19 protein-coding genes are annotated in these 17,348 nt (G+C 68.1%); 15 read left to right on the forward strand and 4 right to left on the reverse strand.

The features are described from left to right. The first annotated feature begins 103 nt into the window (after nt 1-103). Complete coding sequence (locus V6V88_RS14495) at nt 104-1,375, forward strand: sulfite oxidase (RefSeq protein WP_338615373.1); 1,272 nt, start codon at nt 104-106, stop codon at nt 1,373-1,375. A 14-nt stretch (nt 1,376-1,389) separates the two neighbouring features. Next, nucleotides 1,390-1,764 carry a cytochrome c gene (locus V6V88_RS14500; RefSeq protein ID WP_338615374.1) on the forward strand — a complete coding sequence of 125 codons (375 nt, stop codon included), beginning with the start codon at nt 1,390-1,392 and terminating at the stop codon, nt 1,762-1,764. A 132-nt stretch (nt 1,765-1,896) separates the two neighbouring features. Here V6V88_RS14500 and V6V88_RS14505 read toward each other — a convergent pair whose 3' ends face one another. The 3 genes from V6V88_RS14505 to V6V88_RS14515 are packed head-to-tail and all read right to left on the reverse strand — an operon-like array spanning nt 1,897 to nt 4,029. Beyond that, on the reverse strand, nt 1,897-2,226 hold the full coding sequence (locus V6V88_RS14505; RefSeq protein WP_128829279.1) for a YciI family protein: 330 nt from the start codon (nt 2,224-2,226) through the stop codon (nt 1,897-1,899). Between the two features lie 59 nt (nt 2,227-2,285). Beyond that, on the reverse strand, nt 2,286-2,837 hold the full coding sequence (locus V6V88_RS14510) for a sugar O-acetyltransferase (RefSeq protein WP_280000896.1): 552 nt from the start codon (nt 2,835-2,837) through the stop codon (nt 2,286-2,288). 49 nt (nt 2,838-2,886) lie between these two features. Beyond that, nucleotides 2,887-4,029 carry a citrate/2-methylcitrate synthase gene (locus V6V88_RS14515; protein ID WP_338615381.1) on the reverse strand — a complete coding sequence of 381 codons (1,143 nt, stop codon included), beginning with the start codon at nt 4,027-4,029 and terminating at the stop codon, nt 2,887-2,889. Between the two features lie 129 nt (nt 4,030-4,158). Here V6V88_RS14515 and V6V88_RS14520 point away from each other — a divergent pair, with 129 nt between their 5' ends. The 4 genes from V6V88_RS14520 to V6V88_RS14535 all read left to right on the forward strand — a co-directional run bounded on the left by V6V88_RS14520 (nt 4,159) and on the right by V6V88_RS14535 (nt 7,731). Next, nucleotides 4,159-5,112 carry a 2-hydroxyacid dehydrogenase gene (locus V6V88_RS14520; RefSeq protein ID WP_062841473.1) on the forward strand — a complete coding sequence of 318 codons (954 nt, stop codon included), beginning with the start codon at nt 4,159-4,161 and terminating at the stop codon, nt 5,110-5,112. 27 nt (nt 5,113-5,139) lie between these two features. Then, the gene (locus tag V6V88_RS14525) at nt 5,140-5,838 is read left to right on the forward strand and encodes a fumarylacetoacetate hydrolase family protein (protein ID WP_338615383.1); all 699 of its coding nucleotides are present in this window, start codon (nt 5,140-5,142) and stop codon (nt 5,836-5,838) included. Nucleotides 5,839-5,898: 60 nt separating this feature from the next. Continuing rightward, nucleotides 5,899-6,663 (forward strand): SDR family oxidoreductase, encoded by a 765-nt coding sequence (locus V6V88_RS14530; RefSeq protein ID WP_142055077.1) that lies wholly within the window; start codon nt 5,899-5,901, stop codon nt 6,661-6,663. Nucleotides 6,664-6,756: 93 nt separating this feature from the next. Then, on the forward strand, nt 6,757-7,731 hold the full coding sequence (locus tag V6V88_RS14535; RefSeq protein WP_056318489.1) for a tripartite tricarboxylate transporter substrate binding protein: 975 nt from the start codon (nt 6,757-6,759) through the stop codon (nt 7,729-7,731). Between the two features lie 83 nt (nt 7,732-7,814). Here V6V88_RS14535 and V6V88_RS14540 read toward each other — a convergent pair whose 3' ends face one another. Continuing rightward, complete coding sequence (locus V6V88_RS14540; RefSeq protein ID WP_338615385.1) at nt 7,815-8,525, reverse strand: IclR family transcriptional regulator; 711 nt, start codon at nt 8,523-8,525, stop codon at nt 7,815-7,817. Between the two features lie 128 nt (nt 8,526-8,653). On the opposite strand from V6V88_RS14540, the gene V6V88_RS14545 reads away from it, so the two are divergent. The 9 genes from V6V88_RS14545 to V6V88_RS14585 all read left to right on the forward strand — a co-directional run bounded on the left by V6V88_RS14545 (nt 8,654) and on the right by V6V88_RS14585 (nt 17,288). Then, nucleotides 8,654-9,622, forward strand: coding sequence for a tripartite tricarboxylate transporter substrate binding protein (locus V6V88_RS14545; RefSeq protein WP_223575750.1), 969 nt, complete (start codon nt 8,654-8,656; stop codon nt 9,620-9,622). A gap of 6 nt (nt 9,623-9,628) precedes the next feature. Continuing rightward, complete coding sequence (locus V6V88_RS14550) at nt 9,629-10,495, forward strand: amidohydrolase family protein (RefSeq protein WP_338615388.1); 867 nt, start codon at nt 9,629-9,631, stop codon at nt 10,493-10,495. Between the two features lie 25 nt (nt 10,496-10,520). After that, nucleotides 10,521-11,516, forward strand: coding sequence for a tripartite tricarboxylate transporter substrate binding protein (locus V6V88_RS14555; protein ID WP_338615390.1), 996 nt, complete (start codon nt 10,521-10,523; stop codon nt 11,514-11,516). A gap of 44 nt (nt 11,517-11,560) precedes the next feature. Next, nucleotides 11,561-12,244 carry a methyltransferase gene (locus V6V88_RS14560; protein WP_062841426.1) on the forward strand — a complete coding sequence of 228 codons (684 nt, stop codon included), beginning with the start codon at nt 11,561-11,563 and terminating at the stop codon, nt 12,242-12,244. Then, nucleotides 12,241-13,197, forward strand: a complete 957-nt coding sequence (locus V6V88_RS14565; protein ID WP_338615391.1) for an NAD(P)-dependent oxidoreductase — start codon at nt 12,241-12,243, stop codon at nt 13,195-13,197. Before V6V88_RS14560 ends, V6V88_RS14565 begins: the two co-directional genes overlap by 4 nt. Before the next feature lie 11 nt (nt 13,198-13,208). Continuing rightward, complete coding sequence (locus V6V88_RS14570; RefSeq protein WP_062841428.1) at nt 13,209-14,279, forward strand: cyclase family protein; 1,071 nt, start codon at nt 13,209-13,211, stop codon at nt 14,277-14,279. A 75-nt stretch (nt 14,280-14,354) separates the two neighbouring features. Next, complete coding sequence (locus V6V88_RS14575; protein WP_081101075.1) at nt 14,355-15,314, forward strand: tripartite tricarboxylate transporter substrate binding protein; 960 nt, start codon at nt 14,355-14,357, stop codon at nt 15,312-15,314. A gap of 26 nt (nt 15,315-15,340) precedes the next feature. After that, complete coding sequence (locus V6V88_RS14580) at nt 15,341-16,348, forward strand: tripartite tricarboxylate transporter substrate binding protein (protein ID WP_223575756.1); 1,008 nt, start codon at nt 15,341-15,343, stop codon at nt 16,346-16,348. A gap of 16 nt (nt 16,349-16,364) precedes the next feature. Further along, nucleotides 16,365-17,288 carry an SMP-30/gluconolactonase/LRE family protein gene (locus V6V88_RS14585; RefSeq protein WP_062841429.1) on the forward strand — a complete coding sequence of 308 codons (924 nt, stop codon included), beginning with the start codon at nt 16,365-16,367 and terminating at the stop codon, nt 17,286-17,288. The last annotated feature ends 60 nt before the right edge of the window (nt 17,289-17,348 follow it).

The following is a 17,348-nucleotide window of genomic DNA, read 5'->3' on the forward strand; positions in this document are numbered from 1 at the left end:
AAGAGGGGCATTGCCGATGATGCGGAAGGCCGCAAGCGCTGGGCCGCCCATAAGCACAACACCGCGCCTGTTCCGCGGGACGCGGCAACCAGAGAGGCAAGCCATGGAGACAACCCCACGCAACCCCGCACGGCGCCGCATGCTGGCCGGCAGCGCCAGCGCCCTGGCCGCGGCCGGGCTGGGCGCCGCCGGCATCGCGCGCGCCAGCGATGCGCCCGCCAAGCCCGCCGCTGCGCCCGCCGCTGCGCCCGCCGCTACCCCCGCTACCCCCGCCGCGCCCGCCGCCAAGCCGCTGCCGCCTTACGCGGCGTGGAAAGACGCCGACAGCGTCATCGTGCACAGCGCCAACACCATCGAGACCCGCCGCAGCGCGTTCGGCGACGGCGTCATCACGCCGTCGCGCCAACTGTACGTGCGCAATAACCTGCCGCCGCCCGACGCCGCGATCCTGAACGACCGCGATGCATGGAAGGTCGAGATCGAAGGCGTCAAGCAGCCCCGCACGTATACCGTGGGCGAACTGAAGACGCTGGGCATGGAAACGCTGGCGACCGTGTTGCAGTGCTCGGGCAATGGCCGCGGGTTCTTTCCCCACAAGCCCAGCGGCACGCCGTGGGAAGTGGGCGCGGCCGGCTGCGTGATGTGGACGGGCGTGCCGGTGCGCACCCTTGTCGAACACCTGGGCGGCCTGGCGGGCACGCCTGCCTTCATGACAGGCACCGGCGGCGAAGTGCTGCCCGAGGGGCTTGATCCCAAATCGCTGCTGGTGGAACGCTCGGTGCCGCGCGAGGCGATGCAGGACGCCCTGTTGGCCTGGGAGATGAACGGCGAGCCGCTGTCGCTGGCGCACGGTGGGCCGTTGCGCCTGATCGTGCCGGGCTACACCGGCGTGAACAACGTCAAGTACATCAAGCGGCTGGCGTTCACCGCCGAACAGAGCCCCGCGAAGATCCAGCAGACCGGCTATCGCCTGACGCCCATGAATGCCAAGCCCAGCCCCGACCAACCGTCGGTCTGGGCCATGGAGCCCAAATCCTGGATCAACGCGCCGGGCGCAAACGGCCAGCCGGTGAAGGCCGGGCGGGTGGTGGTGCGCGGCGTGGCCTTTGGCGGCATGCATGCGGTCAAGCGCGTGGACGTGTCCATCGACGGCGGCAAGACCTGGAAACAGGCCGCGTTGATCGGACCGGATCTCGGCAAGTACGCCTGGCGCCAGTTTGCGCTGCCGGTGGAACTGTCCGCCGGCCAGCACATGCTGGTCAGCCGCGTCGAAGACACGGAAGGCAATGTGCAAGTGGAAAACCGGTTCGAAAACGCGCCGGGCTATATCAACAGCAGTTGGCGCGACCACGGTCTGGCCATCAACGTGTCCTGATCGAGGCTGCATCGATGCACAACAGTCAAGTCATGCAGCATGCAGCAACCCGCCGCCCGATCGGGTGGCGGGCTTCCTTTGGGCTCGCGGCAGGTGTCTGGCTGCTGACGGGCGCGCAGGCGTGGGCGGCCGAACCGCCCAATGCCGAAGCGGGCCGGGCCTTGTTCCTGAAAGCGACCACCCCGGCCTGTGCCGTCTGTCACACGCTGGCCGACGCCGGCGCGGCAGGCACCATTGGTCCCAACCTGGACGAGTTCAAGCCCGATGCCAACCGCGTCACGCAGGCCGTGCGCAACGGCATCGGCGTGATGCCGGCCTTCGATGCCTTGAGCGATGAGCAGGTGCAGGCGTTGGCGAAGTACGTGTCGGGCGTGACCGGGGCACAGTAGCCGGCCCGTGCATCGCGGACAGCGTCATCATGGTAGGCTTTCCGCCAGCCGGATTGCCTATCCATCCTCACGTTCACGACGACATCGTCCGAAACCACCTGCGACATGCGCTCGGTCGACCGGTAATCCGCGCTACCGGCGCTCAAGCGGCCACACTTCCACCACGCCGTGCGCCACGGCGCAGGGCGTGCGGGACACCTTTTCGATGGCCTCGGCCATATCGGCCGCTTCGATGACGGCAAAGCCGGCAATGGGCAGCGGCGCATTCATGAACGGCCCCTTCGCCGTCACCACACCGGACGCGTCCGGATTGCGCACCTGAACCGGCGTGCCCGCGATCCCCATCAGCACGCCCGCATGCTGCAATGCCGCGTCGTGCGCATGCGCAGCCTCGCGCACGGACACCGGGGTGCTGTCGTAGCCCGCCTGATCGCCGTAGCCGATTGTGATGAACATGGGCATGGTCTTCTCCTTGAGATTGGCGCCGCGCCTTGTGGCGAGACGCGTGGCGCGCTCATGCGCTATCCGCGCACCCGCGCCGGATTGCCCACGACCTTGGCGCCCGCGGGCACGTCCCGCGTCACCACGCTGCCCGCGCCGATGATGGCGCCGTCCCCCACCGTCACACCGGGCAGGATGATCGCCCCGCCGCCGATCCACACCTGCCTGCCGATGTGCACGGGCCGCCCGAACTCCAGCATCGCGCGACGCTGCTCGGGGTCGTGCGGGTGGTCTGCCGTGTAGATCTGCACGGCCGGGCCGATCTGCGTGCCTTCGCCGATGGTGACCTGCACGACGTCCAGGATCACGCAATTGAAGTTCATGAAGACGTTGGCGCCCAACGAGATGTTGTAGCCGTAGTCGCAATGAAACGGCGGGCGGATCAGCGCGCCCTCGCCGACACTGGCCAGGCGCTCGCAAAGCAGCGCATGCCAGTGTTCGGGCGGCTCGCCCAGCAGCGCGTTGTACCGCTTCATCCAGGCGCTGGCGGCAAGCTGGTCCGCCTGGATCTCGGCGTCGGCGGCCGTGTACAGCTCTCCGGCCAACATCCTCTCTTTCTGCGTGCGTGTCATGGCAGTCTCCTGTCCGGTACGTTGCAGCATACCGAACATTGCCGTGCCGCTATGCCGCCTGCGGCAAGACCCCGACGTAACGGCCGCGCGGCCGGATGACCTGCGCCACGCTGAGTTGTTCCAGACCGTGCGCCAGAAGGCCAATGCTGCGCGCCGTGGCGAATAGCCCGAATGCCGCATCGTCCGGCAGGCCGCAATGCGCCGCCATCGCGGCCAGGGCGACGTCGATGTTGGGATGCAGACCCGTCAGTTGCGTGGCCTTGCCAATGAAGCGCGTGATGACCTCGGCCGGTTCGAAGCGCGCCAGCAATGCGGCTGCGCGCGGATCTCCGTCGGGATACAGGTGATGGCCAAAGCCCGCCAGCGGCAGGCCCGTGGACAGGTAATGCGCGATCACGTGGTCCTCACCCTGGCGCGCCACGTCGTCGAACAGCGCCTTGACGCGGCCGGACGCGTCGCCGTGAAGCGGTCCGGACAAGGTGGTGAGGCCGGACAGCAGGCACGCCGGCAGCGATGCGCCCGTTGACGCCGCGATGCGCGTGGCGAATGCCGAGCTGGTCAGTTCGTGGTCCACCAGCAGGACCATGGCGGTGCGCAAAAGCTCAGCGGATTGCGGCGATAGCTTCCACGCCTGCGCAAAACGCAGGTGCAGCGGGCGCTTGCCGTGCTGCGCGCCAAATGCATTGGCCAGTTGGCCGACAAGGCTCTGGCACTCGGTGTGCAGCACGCGCGTCATGCGGCCGCGGGTGGAATGCCCGGTGGCCGCCAGCGCGGCCAGCGACGTGAAGGCCGCGACCCGGCCGGGCGAGGACACGCGCGCGGCGCACGAAAAGTCTGCCAGCTGATCGGAATTCCACAGCAATTGGGCCACCTCCTCCAGGCTGGCCGACGCGGCCAGCGCGACGGCATCCTCCCCGCGGTAGTACAGGCGTTGCCGGTGAAAGGTGGAGATGGCCGTGGGAATGCTGGGCTCGGCGCCGAAGAGCGTGTTGGTCGCCAGGGTTTCGTGCTTGCGGCCCGCCTGCTTGCGCTTGGCCAGCCCGGCAACGTCTTCGGCACGGTACAGGCTGCGGCGCGTATCGGCTGGATCGGGCATCACTTCCAGCTTGCCGCGGCTGACGTAGGCGTAGATGGTTTGCGGCCGCACGCCAAGCTGGCTGCACGCTTCGGCCATCGATATCCAGGTGCCCATGATCTTCTGTAGCAAAGTTTATATGTTGATTTTATAGATCAATATTGCTTTACAAATCAATCATTAAATACCATGAGATCCATGTTCAACGCGGACCCGCAGCCGGTCCCCCAACAGAGCCGAACCGACATGAAGCCCCAGGTCCTGCAACTCAATCCCATCCTGATCCCGGCGGTCAACGACGAACTGGCCTCGCTGTATCAGGTGCACAAGTTCTTCGAGATTCCGGATCAGGCTGCCTGGCTGCGCGAGCACGGCGCCGGCATCGAGGCCGTCATCACCGGCGGCCACACCGGCATCTCGCGCGCCATGCTGGAACAGCTGCCGGGCGTTAAGGTGGTGGCGGTCAATGGCGTGGGCACCGACGCGGTGGACCTGGCCTATTGCCGCGGCCGCGGCCTGCCGGTCACCGCCACGCTGGGCGCGCTGACCGAGGACGTGGCCGACCTGGCGATCGGCCTCTTGATCGCCGCCTGCCGCAACCTGTGCGCGGGTGACCGTTTTGTGCGGGAAGGCCTGTGGGAACAATTCCCCTCGCCGAGCGCCATCCCGCTCGCGCGCCGCTTCAGCGGCATGCGCGTCGGCATTGTCGGCATGGGCCGTGTGGGCCGCGCCGTCGCCACGCGCGCCGCGGCCTTCGGATGCCAGATCCGCTACACCGACTTGCGCGCCATGGACGACCTGCCGCATGAATTTGTGCCCGACCTGATCGAACTGGCACGCAGCTCAGACGCGCTGGTGCTGAGCGCCGCGGCCGACAAGGCCGAGGGCATCGTCAATGCCCAGGTGCTGGATGCGCTCGGCCCGCGCGGGTTCCTGGTCAACGTAGCGCGCGGGCGTCTGGTCAACGAGGTCGACCTGACCGAGGCGCTGGTGGCCGGACGCATTGCGGGCGCGGGGCTGGACGTCTTTGTCGATGAGCCCCGCGTGCCGGCGGCCCTGCGCCAGTCGGATCGCACCACGCTGCAGGCGCACCGCGCCAGCGCCACCTGGGAGACGCGTGCCGCGATGGGCCAGATGGTGCTGGACAGCATCGCGCAGGCCTTGGCCGGCGAGCGTCCGTCGATGAGCCTGACGACCTGAGCCGCAAGGCACGCATTGAGAACTGTCATGACGGACCTGGTCTTTCCCGCGTTCGCACCCACCCTGCTTCCAACCGCCGGCAGCGCGGCCCGCTTTCCGGTCGCGCGCGTCTTCTGCATCGGACGCAACTACCGCTGGCTGCCCGACGAGCCGCGTCCAACCGACATGCCGGCGTGGTTCATGAAGCCTGCCAGCGCGGTGTTTCCGGCCAGCGGCGCGTTGCCTTATCCCGCGGACACGGCGGACTTCTGCCACGAGATCGAACTGGTCGTGGCGATTGGACGCGGCGGAAAAGACATCGAACCCAAAGACGTCGAAGCGCGGCACATCTGGGGCTATGCGGCAGGGCTGGACATGACCCGGCGCGACGCGCAGCAGCACGCCAAGCGCGCGGGCGGTCCTTGGGAGCCGGCCAAGGCCTTCGATCATTCCGCGCCTTGCACGCCGATCGTGCCGGCCACCGTGTGCGGCCATCCTCGCCGAGGCGCGGTGTGGCTTGCGGTCAATGGGCAAGACCGCCAGCGTGCTGACCTGTCCGGCCTGCTGTGGTCCGTGCCCGAACTGGTGGCAATGCTGTCGCGGTCGGTGACGCTGGCGCCCGGCGATCTCGTCTACACCGGCACGCCAGCGGGCGTTGGCCCGTTGACGCCCGGCGATATCGTCAGCGCGGGTGTGGCCGATATCGGGGCTTTGACCATGACCGTTGCCCGCCATCGCGCCGCCTGACGGCACACGCAGATTCCTTCCATCTCCAATCGCTATTCCATCCGCCCCAGGAGTCACGCTTTGAACGAAAGCACCACCCAAAAGATTGCGCTTGTCACCGGCGCCGGCAGCGGCGTCGGCCGCGTCACCGCCGTCGCGCTACTGGACGACGGCTGGACCGTCGTGCTGGCCGGCCGGCGCGCAGACCCTTTGCAGACCCTGCAGGCAGAGGCCACCGCACGCGGCCAGACCGCGCTGGCCGTGCCCACCGACGTCACCCGTCCGGAAAGCGTCGAAGCCCTGTTCAACACCATTGAAAGCCGCTTCGGCCGGCTGGACCTGCTGTTCAACAACGCCGGCGTCAACGCGCCCGCCGTGCCCATGGACGAACTGCCGCTGGAAAAGTGGTTCAACGCCATCAACACCAATGTGACGGGCGTCTACCTTTGCGCGCGCGCGGCTTTCGGGTTGATGCGACGCCAGTCGCCGCAGGGTGGCCGCATCATCAACAACGGGTCGATCTCCGCGCATACCCCGCGCCCCTTCACCGCGCCCTACACCGCCAGCAAGCATGCGGTGACGGGCCTGACCAAGTCGCTGGCCCTGGATGGCCGCGCCTTCAACATCGTGGCCGGGCAGATCGACATCGGCAACGCGATGACGGAACTGTCCGAACGCATGACGCGAGGCGTGCTGCAAGCCAATGGCACGGTCGCGCCCGAGCCCATGATGGACGCCGTGCACGTTGCAAAGGCGGTACGCCACATGGCGTCGCTGCCGCTGGACGCCAACGTCCTGACCATGACCGTCATGGCCAGCGCCATGCCCTTTACCGGGCGCGGCTAAGGCCCTGACTGCGCCCCCAACCCGCGCCCCGGGTGCAGCACGCCGGGGCGCTTCACAGAGTTGACAGAAGTTGACCACCCCGAGGAGACAAGCATGACCTTCACCACGCTGGCCAAGACCCTGGCCTTTTCGGCAGTCCTTGCCGCCGTGCCCGGCCTGGCCGCGGCGCAGAACTATCCCGCCCGTCCCATCAGCATCATCGTGCCCGCGCCGCCGGGCGGCGGCATCGACATGATTGCGCGCGTCGTCGGCGAAAAGCTGTCGCAGTCGCTAGGCCAGCCCGTCATCGTCGACAACCGGCCGGGCGCCTCCAACAACCTGGGCACCGCGCTGCTCGCCAACGCCAAGCCCGATGGCTACACCATCGGCATCGTGGGCGGCAGCCACAACATCAACAAGTACCTATTCAAGAACCTGGGCTGGGATCCGCAAAAGAGCTTCGAGCCAATCGTCTACACCCACGAAATTCCGCTGGTGTTCGCGGTCTATCCGAAGATCCCGCCCAAAACCCTGCCCGAACTCGTCGATTGGATGAAGGCGCATCCCGACGACGCCAAGGTCGCCACGTCCGGCCGCGGCAGCGCGCAGGAAATGGCGGCCGAAATGTTCCGCATGGTCAGCGGCGCGCCCATGCTGCTGATCCCGTACAAAGGTTCGTCCGCCGCGCACCCCGATCTGCTGGCGGGCCGCACGGTGCTGTACATCGACACGCTGAGCGCGATGCAGGAGCAGGTCAAGGCCGGCAATGTGCGCGCGGTCGCCGTGTCCACCGCGAATCGCACCAAGGCGCTGCCGGACGTGCCGACCGCGCAGGAACAAGGCTTGAAGGGCTACGACGCCAACACCAACGGCGGCTTCCTTGCACCAGCCGGCACGCCAAAGGAAATCGTCGCCAAGCTCAACGCCGAAATCAACGCGGTGCTCAAACAGCCGGCCGTGCGCGCCAAGCTGGAAGCCGCGGGCATCGAAGTCCAGGGCGGCACGCCGCAGGAATACGCGGCGGTGATCCAGTCGGACCTGGACAAGTGGGGAAAGGTCGTTAAAGAGGCGAAGATCGAGGCCGAGTGACCTTTGGCCGGCACGCAAGAGACTGAAGCGCCGCCGCAGCCTCTTGCACGCGCGCAGCGCGATCCGATGGAGCCCGGATCGCGCTACGCCGGCCGGCGCAAACCCATCAGCGACCGCGACAGCCGGCTGGCGGCCGCCAGCACAGGCTCCTTCAGGTCGAGCAACACGCTCTCGGTCAACCGCGAGATCGGTCCCGAAATGCAGATGGCGCCCTGCAACGTCCAGTTGATGCCGTAGACCGGCGCGGAGATGCTGGAGACCTCGGCGTCGCGCTCCCCCAGTGAAATCATGTAGCCCGCACGGCGCACGGATTCATAGGGCTCGCCAGGCTCGCCCGCGAAAGCGAGCAGCACCCGTCCCGGACTGCCCAGCTCAAGCGGCAGCGCCGCGCCCACCCGCACGTGATGGCGAATCGACTTCGGGCCTTCGACCCGCGCCATGCAGATGCGCTGCTTGCCCTCGCGCACGTAGAACGTGGCGCTTTCTCCGGTGGCGGCAGACAGCTCGCGCAGCACCGGCTGCACCACCTCCGCGATATTGAACGTGGCCTGGTAACAGGCCCCCAGCCAGCCGGCCGCCCGTGCCAGCCGCCACGTGCCGTCCTCGCGTTGCGCCAGGTAATCGTCCATGGCCAGGGTGCGCGCCAGGCGCAATACGGTAGAGCGATGGCAACCGGTGCGGCGGCTCAGTTCCGCCAGCGACAGATGCGTGTCTTCCACGCCAAAGGCCGCCAGGATGCTCATGGCGCGGCGCACGGCCACCACGCCTTCTTCGGCAGGCGCGTCTTCCGGCATGTCATCCGGGATTGGGTGCTTAGGATCGTCCATTCTACGCAACGTGTTTCGCTATACGAACCTGCATTGTATTGGGTGGAACACGGATCCACAATGTCTCCACCAAAACAACGATTCGGAGACAAACGATGAAGCCGTTCGCGCGCGTCCTCTCGGGCCTGGCCCTCGTGTGCATGACCAGCCTGAGCGCGGCTCAGGACTACCCCAACAAGCCCATCCGCCTGATCGTCCCGTTCCCGCCCGGCGGCGGCACCGACGTGCTGGCACGCGAGGCGGCGATCAAGGTGGGCGCCAATACCGGCTGGAACATCGTCACCGAGAACCGGCCAGGTTCAGGCGGCAACATTGGGGTGGACACGGTGGCCAAGGCCGCGCCGGACGGCTACACGCTGGTGCTGGGCCAGACCAGCAACCTGGCGATCAACCCGACGCTGTACGCCAAGCTGCCCTACGACCCCGAAAAAGACCTTGCCGCCATCGGCCTGGTCGCGGACGCGCCGCTGGTGATCGTCGTGCCGGCCACCTCGCCGCTCAAGTCGTTCGAGGACATGATCGCTGCCGCCAAGGCAAAGCCGGGCGCGCTTAACTTCGCAAGCTCTGGCAACGGGACCGTGGCCCACCTGGCGGCCGTGCAACTGCAGAACGCGGCCGGCATCCAGCTCACCCACATTCCGTACAAAGGGGCCGCGCAGGCCTCGAACGACCTGATCGGCGGGCAGATCGACATGTACCTGTCGTCGGTGCCCACACTGATCGGCCACGTGCGCAACGGCAAGATGCGGGCGCTGGCGGTGACGTCGGCGCAGCGCGTGCCGGACATGCCCGATGTGCCCACCATCGCCGAGCGCGGCTTTCCGGGCTTCGAGGCCGTGACCTGGTTCGGCCTGGCCGCACCCGCCGGCACGCCCGCGGACATCGTGCAGCGCCTGAACGCCGAATTCAACAAGGCGTTGCAGGCTCAGGACCTGAGCCTGAAGTATCAGGACCAAGGGGCACGCGTCTTGACCAGCACGCCGGATGCGTTCGCCAAGCTGATTCATGACGACCGCATCCGTTGGGGCAAGATCGTCAAGGACTCGGGCGCCAAGGTCGAGTGATCCGCCATGCAGGCCCGCTATCCCTATTCCAGCGGCGACGCCCGCCCCGCCATCGCGATGCCGGCCGGCGCGTGCGACTGCCACCTCCACGCCTACGACGCGCGTTACCCGGCGGTTGCCGGCGCAAAGCTGACGCCGCCGGACGCCACGATGGCGCAGTACCGCGAGATCCAGTCGCGCTTGGGCATGCAGCGGGCCGTGCTGGTGACGCCTTCCACCTATGGCGCGGATAACCGTCCCATGCTGGACGCGTTGGCGCAGTTGCGGGAACAGGCGCGCGGCGTTGCCGTGATCGATGGCAGCGAAACCGATGCGCAGCTCCAAGCCATGCACGACGCGGGCGTGCGCGGCATCCGTCTGAATCTGTCCCTGGGCGTGACCAGCTCCGCCCGTCAGATCCTGCCGCTGGCGCAGCGCGTCGCGCCGTGGGGCTGGCACCTGCAACTGCTGATGGCGCCCGACCGGCTGGCCGAATTGGCCCCGGTGCTGGCGGAATTGCCCGTGCCCGTCGTGTTCGACCACATGGCGCGGCTTGCGCCGCACGACGCTGGTGCGCATCCGGCCCACGCCCTGGTGCTGCAGTTGCTTGCGCGCGGCCGCGCCTGGGTGAAGCTGTCCGGCGGCTATCTCGTCAGCGCGCGGCAGAGCGTTGAAGACCCGGCGCTGGACGCCCTGGCCCGCAGTTTTCTGGATGCCAATCCCGAACGCATCGTGTGGGGCAGCGACTGGCCGCATGCCTCCGCCTCGACGGGCATGCAGCCCATGCCCGACGACGCCCGCCAGCTCGACCGTCTGGCCGAGTGGACCGGCCCCGACCGGCTGAACCAGGTCCTCGTGCATAACCCGGCAGCCTTGTACGGCTTTGCCGCATGAAAAACAGATCCCTCGGAGACAAACCATGCAAGACCCGCACACCCTTTCCCGCCGCAGTTTCCTGGCCGCCGCTACCGCGCTGACGGCAAGCGCCGCCTTCGGCGTGCGCGCCGCGCAAGAATGGCCGGGCGGCAAGACCATCACCTGGGTGGTGCCGTACCCCGCCGGCGGCAGCACCGACGTGCTGGGCCGCGCCATTGCGCAGCAGCTCGATGCGCTGCTGGCCACGCGCGTCATCGTGGACAACCGCCCGGGCGCCACCGGCACCATCGGCGCCGCCCGCGTGGCACGCGCCGAGCCGGACGGCCTGACCTTGCTGGGCACATCAATCGGGCCGCAGGCCATCGCGCCGCACGTGTTGGGCAAGCTGACCTATGACCCGGTGGCCGACTTCGCGCCCGTCATCCTGATCGGCACCATTCCCCACCTGCTCGTCGTGGGCAAGGCGCAGCCCTTCAAGACCGTGGCCGAACTGATCGCCGCGGCCAAGCGGGCGCCCGAGAGCCTGGCGTATGCGTCGGGCGGCACCGGCACCATCCTGCACATGCAGGGCGAACTGCTGCAACAGAAGACGGGCGCCCGCTTCCTGCACGTGCCCTACAAGGGCGACACCCCTGCCCTGCAGGACACGCTGGCAGGCCAGGTGCAGTTCGCATTCATTCCCGCCGCCGCAGCGCTGCCGCACGTGCAGACGGGCGCGCTGCGCGCCCTGGCCACCACGTCCGCGCAGCGCCTGCCCGCGCTGGCGGACGTGCCGACCATGGCCGAGGCCGGCTTTACCGATTTTGTCGTGGAGCAATGGCAGGCCGTGTTCGCCCCGGCCGCCACTCCCGCCCCCGTGATCGAACGGCTCAACGCGGACATCGGCCGCGCGCTGAAAAGCCCCGCCCTGCTTGCCCTGTCCGAACAGCTTGGCATCACGCTGGCCGGCGGCACGCCGCAGGCCCTGGACCAGACCCGCAGAGCGGACTTCGACAAGTGGGGCAAGGTCATCCGCGAGGCCGGCATCAAGCCCGCCTGACCCGCCCTTTGCATTCCCTTCACTACCTTCAGACAGGAACACTCATGGCCACTCAGGACATCATCAAGGACTTTCCGCGCGTCGGCGCCGACATCGTGCGCCGCGCCGCCGAACTGCAGCCTGCCATTCTGGCCGACGTCGCCGGACGCCGCGGCGCGCTGAACGGCCGCATCCGTCCGCTGCACCCCGGCATGAAGGTCGCCGGCGCGGCCCTCACGGTCGAGGTGCGGCCCGGCGACAACCTCATGATCCACGCCGCCATTTCCCTGGCCAAGCCGGGCGACGTGCTGGTGATCGACGGCAAGGGCGACCTCAGCTCGGCGCTGATGGGCACCATCATGATGAACGCCTGCCGCAAGCTGGGCATCGCCGGCGTGGTGATGGACGGCGCCGCGCGCGACACGGTCGAGATCATCGAAATGGATTACCCCGTGTTTGCCGCCGGCACCAATCCGAACGGCCCGACCAAGAACGTGCCCGGCCGCATCGGGCACCCCGTCTCCGTGGGCGGCGTGACCGTTCATCCGGGCGACTTCATCATCGGCGACGCCGACGGCGTGGTGGTGGTCGAGCGCGAGAAGATCGAAGGCCTGCTGCCCGCCGCAGAAAAGAAGGTGCGCGACGAAGCCGCGCGCATCGCCGCCATCCAGGCGGGCGACACCGAAGCGAAGTGGCTGAGCGCCGCCTTGCGCGCGGCGGGCGTCCTGAAGGAAGGGGAATCGCTGTGAGTGCCGCCGCGCAGGACAAGCCCAAACTGCTCGTGACCGCGGCGGACCTGGCGCCTGAGGCGCTTGCGCTGCTGCAGGACTTCGAGTTGGTCTTCGCGGGCAAGACCCCGACCGAAGACGACATCGTGGCGCTGTGCCGCGATCACAACCCCGTGGCAATCATCGTGCGCTACAGCAAGGTGGGCGCCGCGGCGATGGATGCCGCCCCTGCCCTGCGCGTGATCTCCAAGCACGGCAGCGGCACCGACACCATCGACAAGACGGCAGCCGCCGAACGCGGCATCCAGGTCGTGGCCGCCGTGGGCGTGAACGCGGCCGCCGTCGCCGAACAGGCGCTGGCGCTGATGCTGGCGTGCGCCAAGTCGGTCGTCGGATTGGACGAACGCATGCGCGCCGGCCACTGGGACAAGTCCACGCACAAGAGCCTGGAACTGGGCGGCAAGACCATTGGCCTGGTCGGCCTGGGCGCGATCGGGCGCCGCATGGCAGCCATGGCGAACGGGCTGGACATGCGGGTGATCGGGTTCGACCCGTACGCGAAGGACTTGCCCGGCTACATTCGCAGCGTGCCGCTGGATGCGATCTGGCGCGACGCCGACGTGGTGTCACTGCACTGCCCGCTCACCGACGAGAACCGCGGCATGGTCAACGCCCAGACATTGGCGCAGTGCAAGCCCGGGGTGATCCTGGTGAACACGGCGCGCGGCGGCCTGGTGGACGAGGACGCGCTGCTGGCGGCCGTGCGTTCGGGGCACGTGCGGGCCGCGGGCCTGGACAGCTTTGCGGTCGAGCCCATGACGGCCGGTCATCCGTTCCAGCAGGAACCGCGCATCATCCTCAGCCCGCATATCGGCGGCGTGACCAGCGCCGCCTACGTCAACATGGGCGTGGCCGCCGCGCAAAACGTGCTGAGCGTGCTGGACGTCCTGGCACGCGCCGGCTCGCCCGCCTGAGGAGCCGCGCCATGCCGCAACGATGGAAACACGCACCCGGCGGCAGCAACTGGGGCGAATTCGGTCCGGACGACCAGCGCGGCCGGATGAACCTGGTCGATCGCGCCAAGGTGCTGCAAGGCATCGCAGAGGTTCGCGAAGGCCTGACGTTCTGCCTGTCGCTGCCGCTGGATATGCCGGGTGGCATGGCGCTCAACCCGCGCCGCCTGCCGCCGCAGCGGTTCTCGACGCTACGCGACGGCAAGAGCGCCGGCGCGCAGGGATTTTGCTGGTCATACGCGTCCGAGGATCCGCAACTGACGGATGTGGTCTGCGACGACGTGCTGCTGATGAACACGCAGTACTCGACGCAGTGGGACAGCCTTGCGCACATGGGCAGCCGGTTCGACGCCGACGGCGACGGCCAGGCCGAGGCGGTGTTCTACAACGGCTTTCGCGCCGGCGTGGAGATCGTCGCCGCTTCGGAGGACGCTGCCGCGCCGGCGGATTGGGCGCGCTTTCCGGGTCCGTCGGCCGGCGCGCTCGGCATCGACAATCTGGCAGAGCACGGCGTGCAGGGCCGCGCGGTGCTCATCGATCTGGAAGCGCATGTCGGGCGCACGCGCACCGCGGTGGGCTATGACACGCTGATGCGAATCCTCGATGCCGATGGCGTGACCGTCGAGCCTGGCGACATGGTGTGCCTGCATACGGGTTTTGGCGACACGCTGATGGCCATGAACCGGCAACCCGACGTCGCGCGGCTTCACGCCACGGGCAGCGGCCTCGATGGCCACGACGCGCGGCTGCTGCAATGGATCGTCGACGCGCGGCTGGCCTGCCTGATCGCCGACAACCCTGCGGTCGAGCTGGTGCAGCCGGTCAGCCTGAGCGGCGCCGCGACGCCGCTGCGCCGTCCGCGCCTGCCCTTGCACGAGCACTGCCTGTTCAAGAACGGCATTCACCTCGGAGAACTCTGGTGGCTGACCCCGCTGGCGCGCTGGCTGCGCGCGAACGGGCGCCACCGGTTCCTCTTGACCGCGCCGCCGTTGCGGCTACCGGGCGCCGCGGGATCCCCCGCCACGCCCATCGCCACGGTCTGATTCCCAACCCTTCATCAATTCAACGGGCACAGCGGCCGACACAGGCCGCGCCCTTTTCCAACCCGGAGACACTTCGTGAAACCGATTCAAATCCTGCCCTTGATGCTGGCGCTGGCCGCCGGCGCGGCACACGCCGCATATCCCGATCATCCCGTGCGCGTGGTCGTCGGATTTTCGCCGGGAGGCCCGACCGACGTCGTCGCGCGCGCCTTCGCGTCGTATGCATCCCAGGCATTGGGGCAGACCTTTGTCGTGGAAAACCGCCCCGGCGCCAACACCATTCTTGCCGCCGAGGCCGTCGCCAAGGCCGCGCCCGATGGCTACACGCTGTTGATCGGCGCCACGAACCACACCATGATCCCGGCGCTGTATGCGGACCGGGTCAAGTTCGACGCGCTCAAATCCTTCACGCCGATCTGCGCCGTGGCGGTCAGCCCGACGGTGCTGGTCACGGGCCCCGCCCTGAACGTGAAGTCGCTGGACGCCTTTCTGGCGCGCGCCCGGGCCGAACCGGGGCGCCTGACCTTTGCCACGCCCGGCACCGGCAGCTCCGGCCATTTCGCGACCGAACAGTTTCTGCGGCAGACCGGCATCAAGATGAACCACATCCCTTACAAGGGAGCGGCGCAGGCCGTCTCGGACCTGATGGGCGGCCAGGTCGATAGTTCGCTGGCGACGCTAGGTTCGGTGCTGCCGCAGGTGCAGGCCGGCAAGCTGACCGCCCTGGCCGTCGCCGCACCCAAGCGCCTGGCCCAACTGCCGCAGGTGCCGACCTTCGACGAGGCCGGCGTCTCCGGGTACACGGCCGACGCCTGGTATGGCGTACTGGCGCCCGCGGGACTGCCGCAGGACGTGCGTGACCGGCTGCAAGAAGTGGCTCAAGGCTTTTCCCAGGCGGACACCACCGCCAAGAGCCTGGACGCCCTAGGCATGCAGCCGCGTCAGGTGTGCGGCGACGCGTTCGGCGCCCAGCTTTCAGAAGAAATCGATACGTACCGCAAACTGGCCCAGGACCTGGGCCTGAAAGCGGAATAATCCTTGCACCCCAAAGAGGAAGACAAATGACACAACGACTTCACACGCCTTTCCGCCTGCGCCGCGCGGCCCTGGCGCTTGCCGCCGCCCTGCCGCTGCTTGCCAGCGGTCTGGCCCAGGCCGCGGACGCCGCGGACGCCTGGCCCAGCCGCCCGGTGCGCGTCGTGGTGCCGTACGGCCCCGGCGGCGCGGTCGACGTGGCAACGCGCAAGATGGCGCAGATGCTCTCGACGCAGACGGGCCAGAGCTTCATCGTTGAGAACAAGCCCGGCGCCACCGGCACCATCGGCGTGAGCCAGGTGGCGCGCGCGGCCCCCGACGGCTACACCCTGGTCGCCAACGACACCACTTATTCGCTGCTGCCGCACATCTTCAAGCAACTGCCCTTCGATCCGGCCAAGGACCTGCAGCCGGTCTCGGCCTTTGTGTTTGCGCCGATGGCGCTGGCGGTGTCCAGCGACAGCCCCTACCGCAAGCTCGATGACCTGATCGCGCAGGCCCGCGCCAAACCCGACCTCATCACCTACGGCTCCGGCGGCCCGGGCACGACGCCGCACTTCGCGGCCGAAGGGCTGGCGCTGGCGACCCAGGTCAAGTTCATGCACGTGCCGTTCAAGGGTGCGGCAGAGGCCACGCAGGCGGTGCTGGGCAAGGTGATCGACTTCCAGTTCGCCTCCACGACCGGCGTGATGGGCGCCGTGCAAGGCGGCCAATTGCGCCTGCTGGCGGTCAGCGGCGACAAGCGGCTGGCCGTGCTGCCCGACGTGCCCACCTTTACCGAAGCTGGCGTGAAGGATTTTGGCGTGGTCAACTGGACCGGTTTGTGGGCGCCCAAGGGCACCCCGGCGGCGGTCACGCAGCGGCTGCAAAGCGAGATCGCCAAGGCCATGGCGTCCGAGGAAATGCAGACCTTCGCCACCAAGATGGGCGCCGAGCCGCGCGCGGCCGGCACCGCCGAGTTCAGCCGCATCCTGGCCGACAGCGGCGTGATGTGGGGCAACGTGGCGCGCAACATCGGCTACGACGCCAAGTAAGGGTCAAGGAGACGCCATGTTTTTTCTGCAAACGCCCCAGGTGGAATCGTTCGAGGTCTGGTCGCCCATGCCCGAGCGCTTTCGCCGCGCCAAACGCAGCGACTGGGCCGACGCCAACCGCGGCGGCGCCGTGGCCGACTCGTTCCTGGAAGGCCCGGTGTTCGACCGCGATGGCAACCTCTACGTGACCGACATCCCGTGGGGCCGCGTCTTTTGCATCGGCCCAAACCGGGAATGGTCACTGGTGGCGGAGTACGACGGCGAGCCCAACGGCATGAAGTTCCTGGACGATGGACGGCTTCTCATCACCGACTACAAGAACGGTCTGATGGCGCTGGACGTCGCCAGCGGCACGGTCACGCCCTATCTGGCGCGCCGCAACAGCGAGCGCTTCAAGGGTGTGAACGATCTGATCTTCGACGCCCAGGGCAATCTTTATTTCACGGATCAGGGCCAGAGCGGCCTGCATGATCCTTCCGGACGCCTGTACCGCCTGCGCCCGGATGGCCAGCTCGATTGCCTCTTGGACAACGTGCCCAGTCCCAACGGCGTGGCTCTTTCGCCCGACGGCAAGGTGCTCTATCTGGCCGTCACGCGCGGCAACTGCGTGTGGCGCGTGCCGCTGATGGCCGACGGCAGTGTCAGCAAGGTGAGCCAGTTCTTCACCTCGTACGGCCCGAGCGGGCCGGACGGGTTGGCCGTGGACCGCGAAGGCAATCTGCTCGTCTGCAATCCCGGCTTGGGCTATGTCTGGCTGCTCAATCACCGGGCCGAGCCGGTGACGGTGTGGCGCAGTCCCAAAGGCATGTCCACCACCAACCTCGCGTTTGGCGGCGAAGACGGGCGCAGCCTGTTCTGCACCGAGTCGGTGACCGGGACGATCCTCTCTGCCCGCGCGCCCCATCCGGGCACGGCGCTGTTCCGGCCGGTCCGCCGCTGACGTAAGCGCTCCCGCCGCACGCCCGCCTGCCTGCCGAGCGCGCGCCGCCTCCGCCGCCTT

It is taken from the genome of Achromobacter sp. E1 (assembly GCF_037039475.1).
Taxonomy (GTDB): domain Bacteria; phylum Pseudomonadota; class Gammaproteobacteria; order Burkholderiales; family Burkholderiaceae_B; genus Achromobacter; species Achromobacter mucicolens.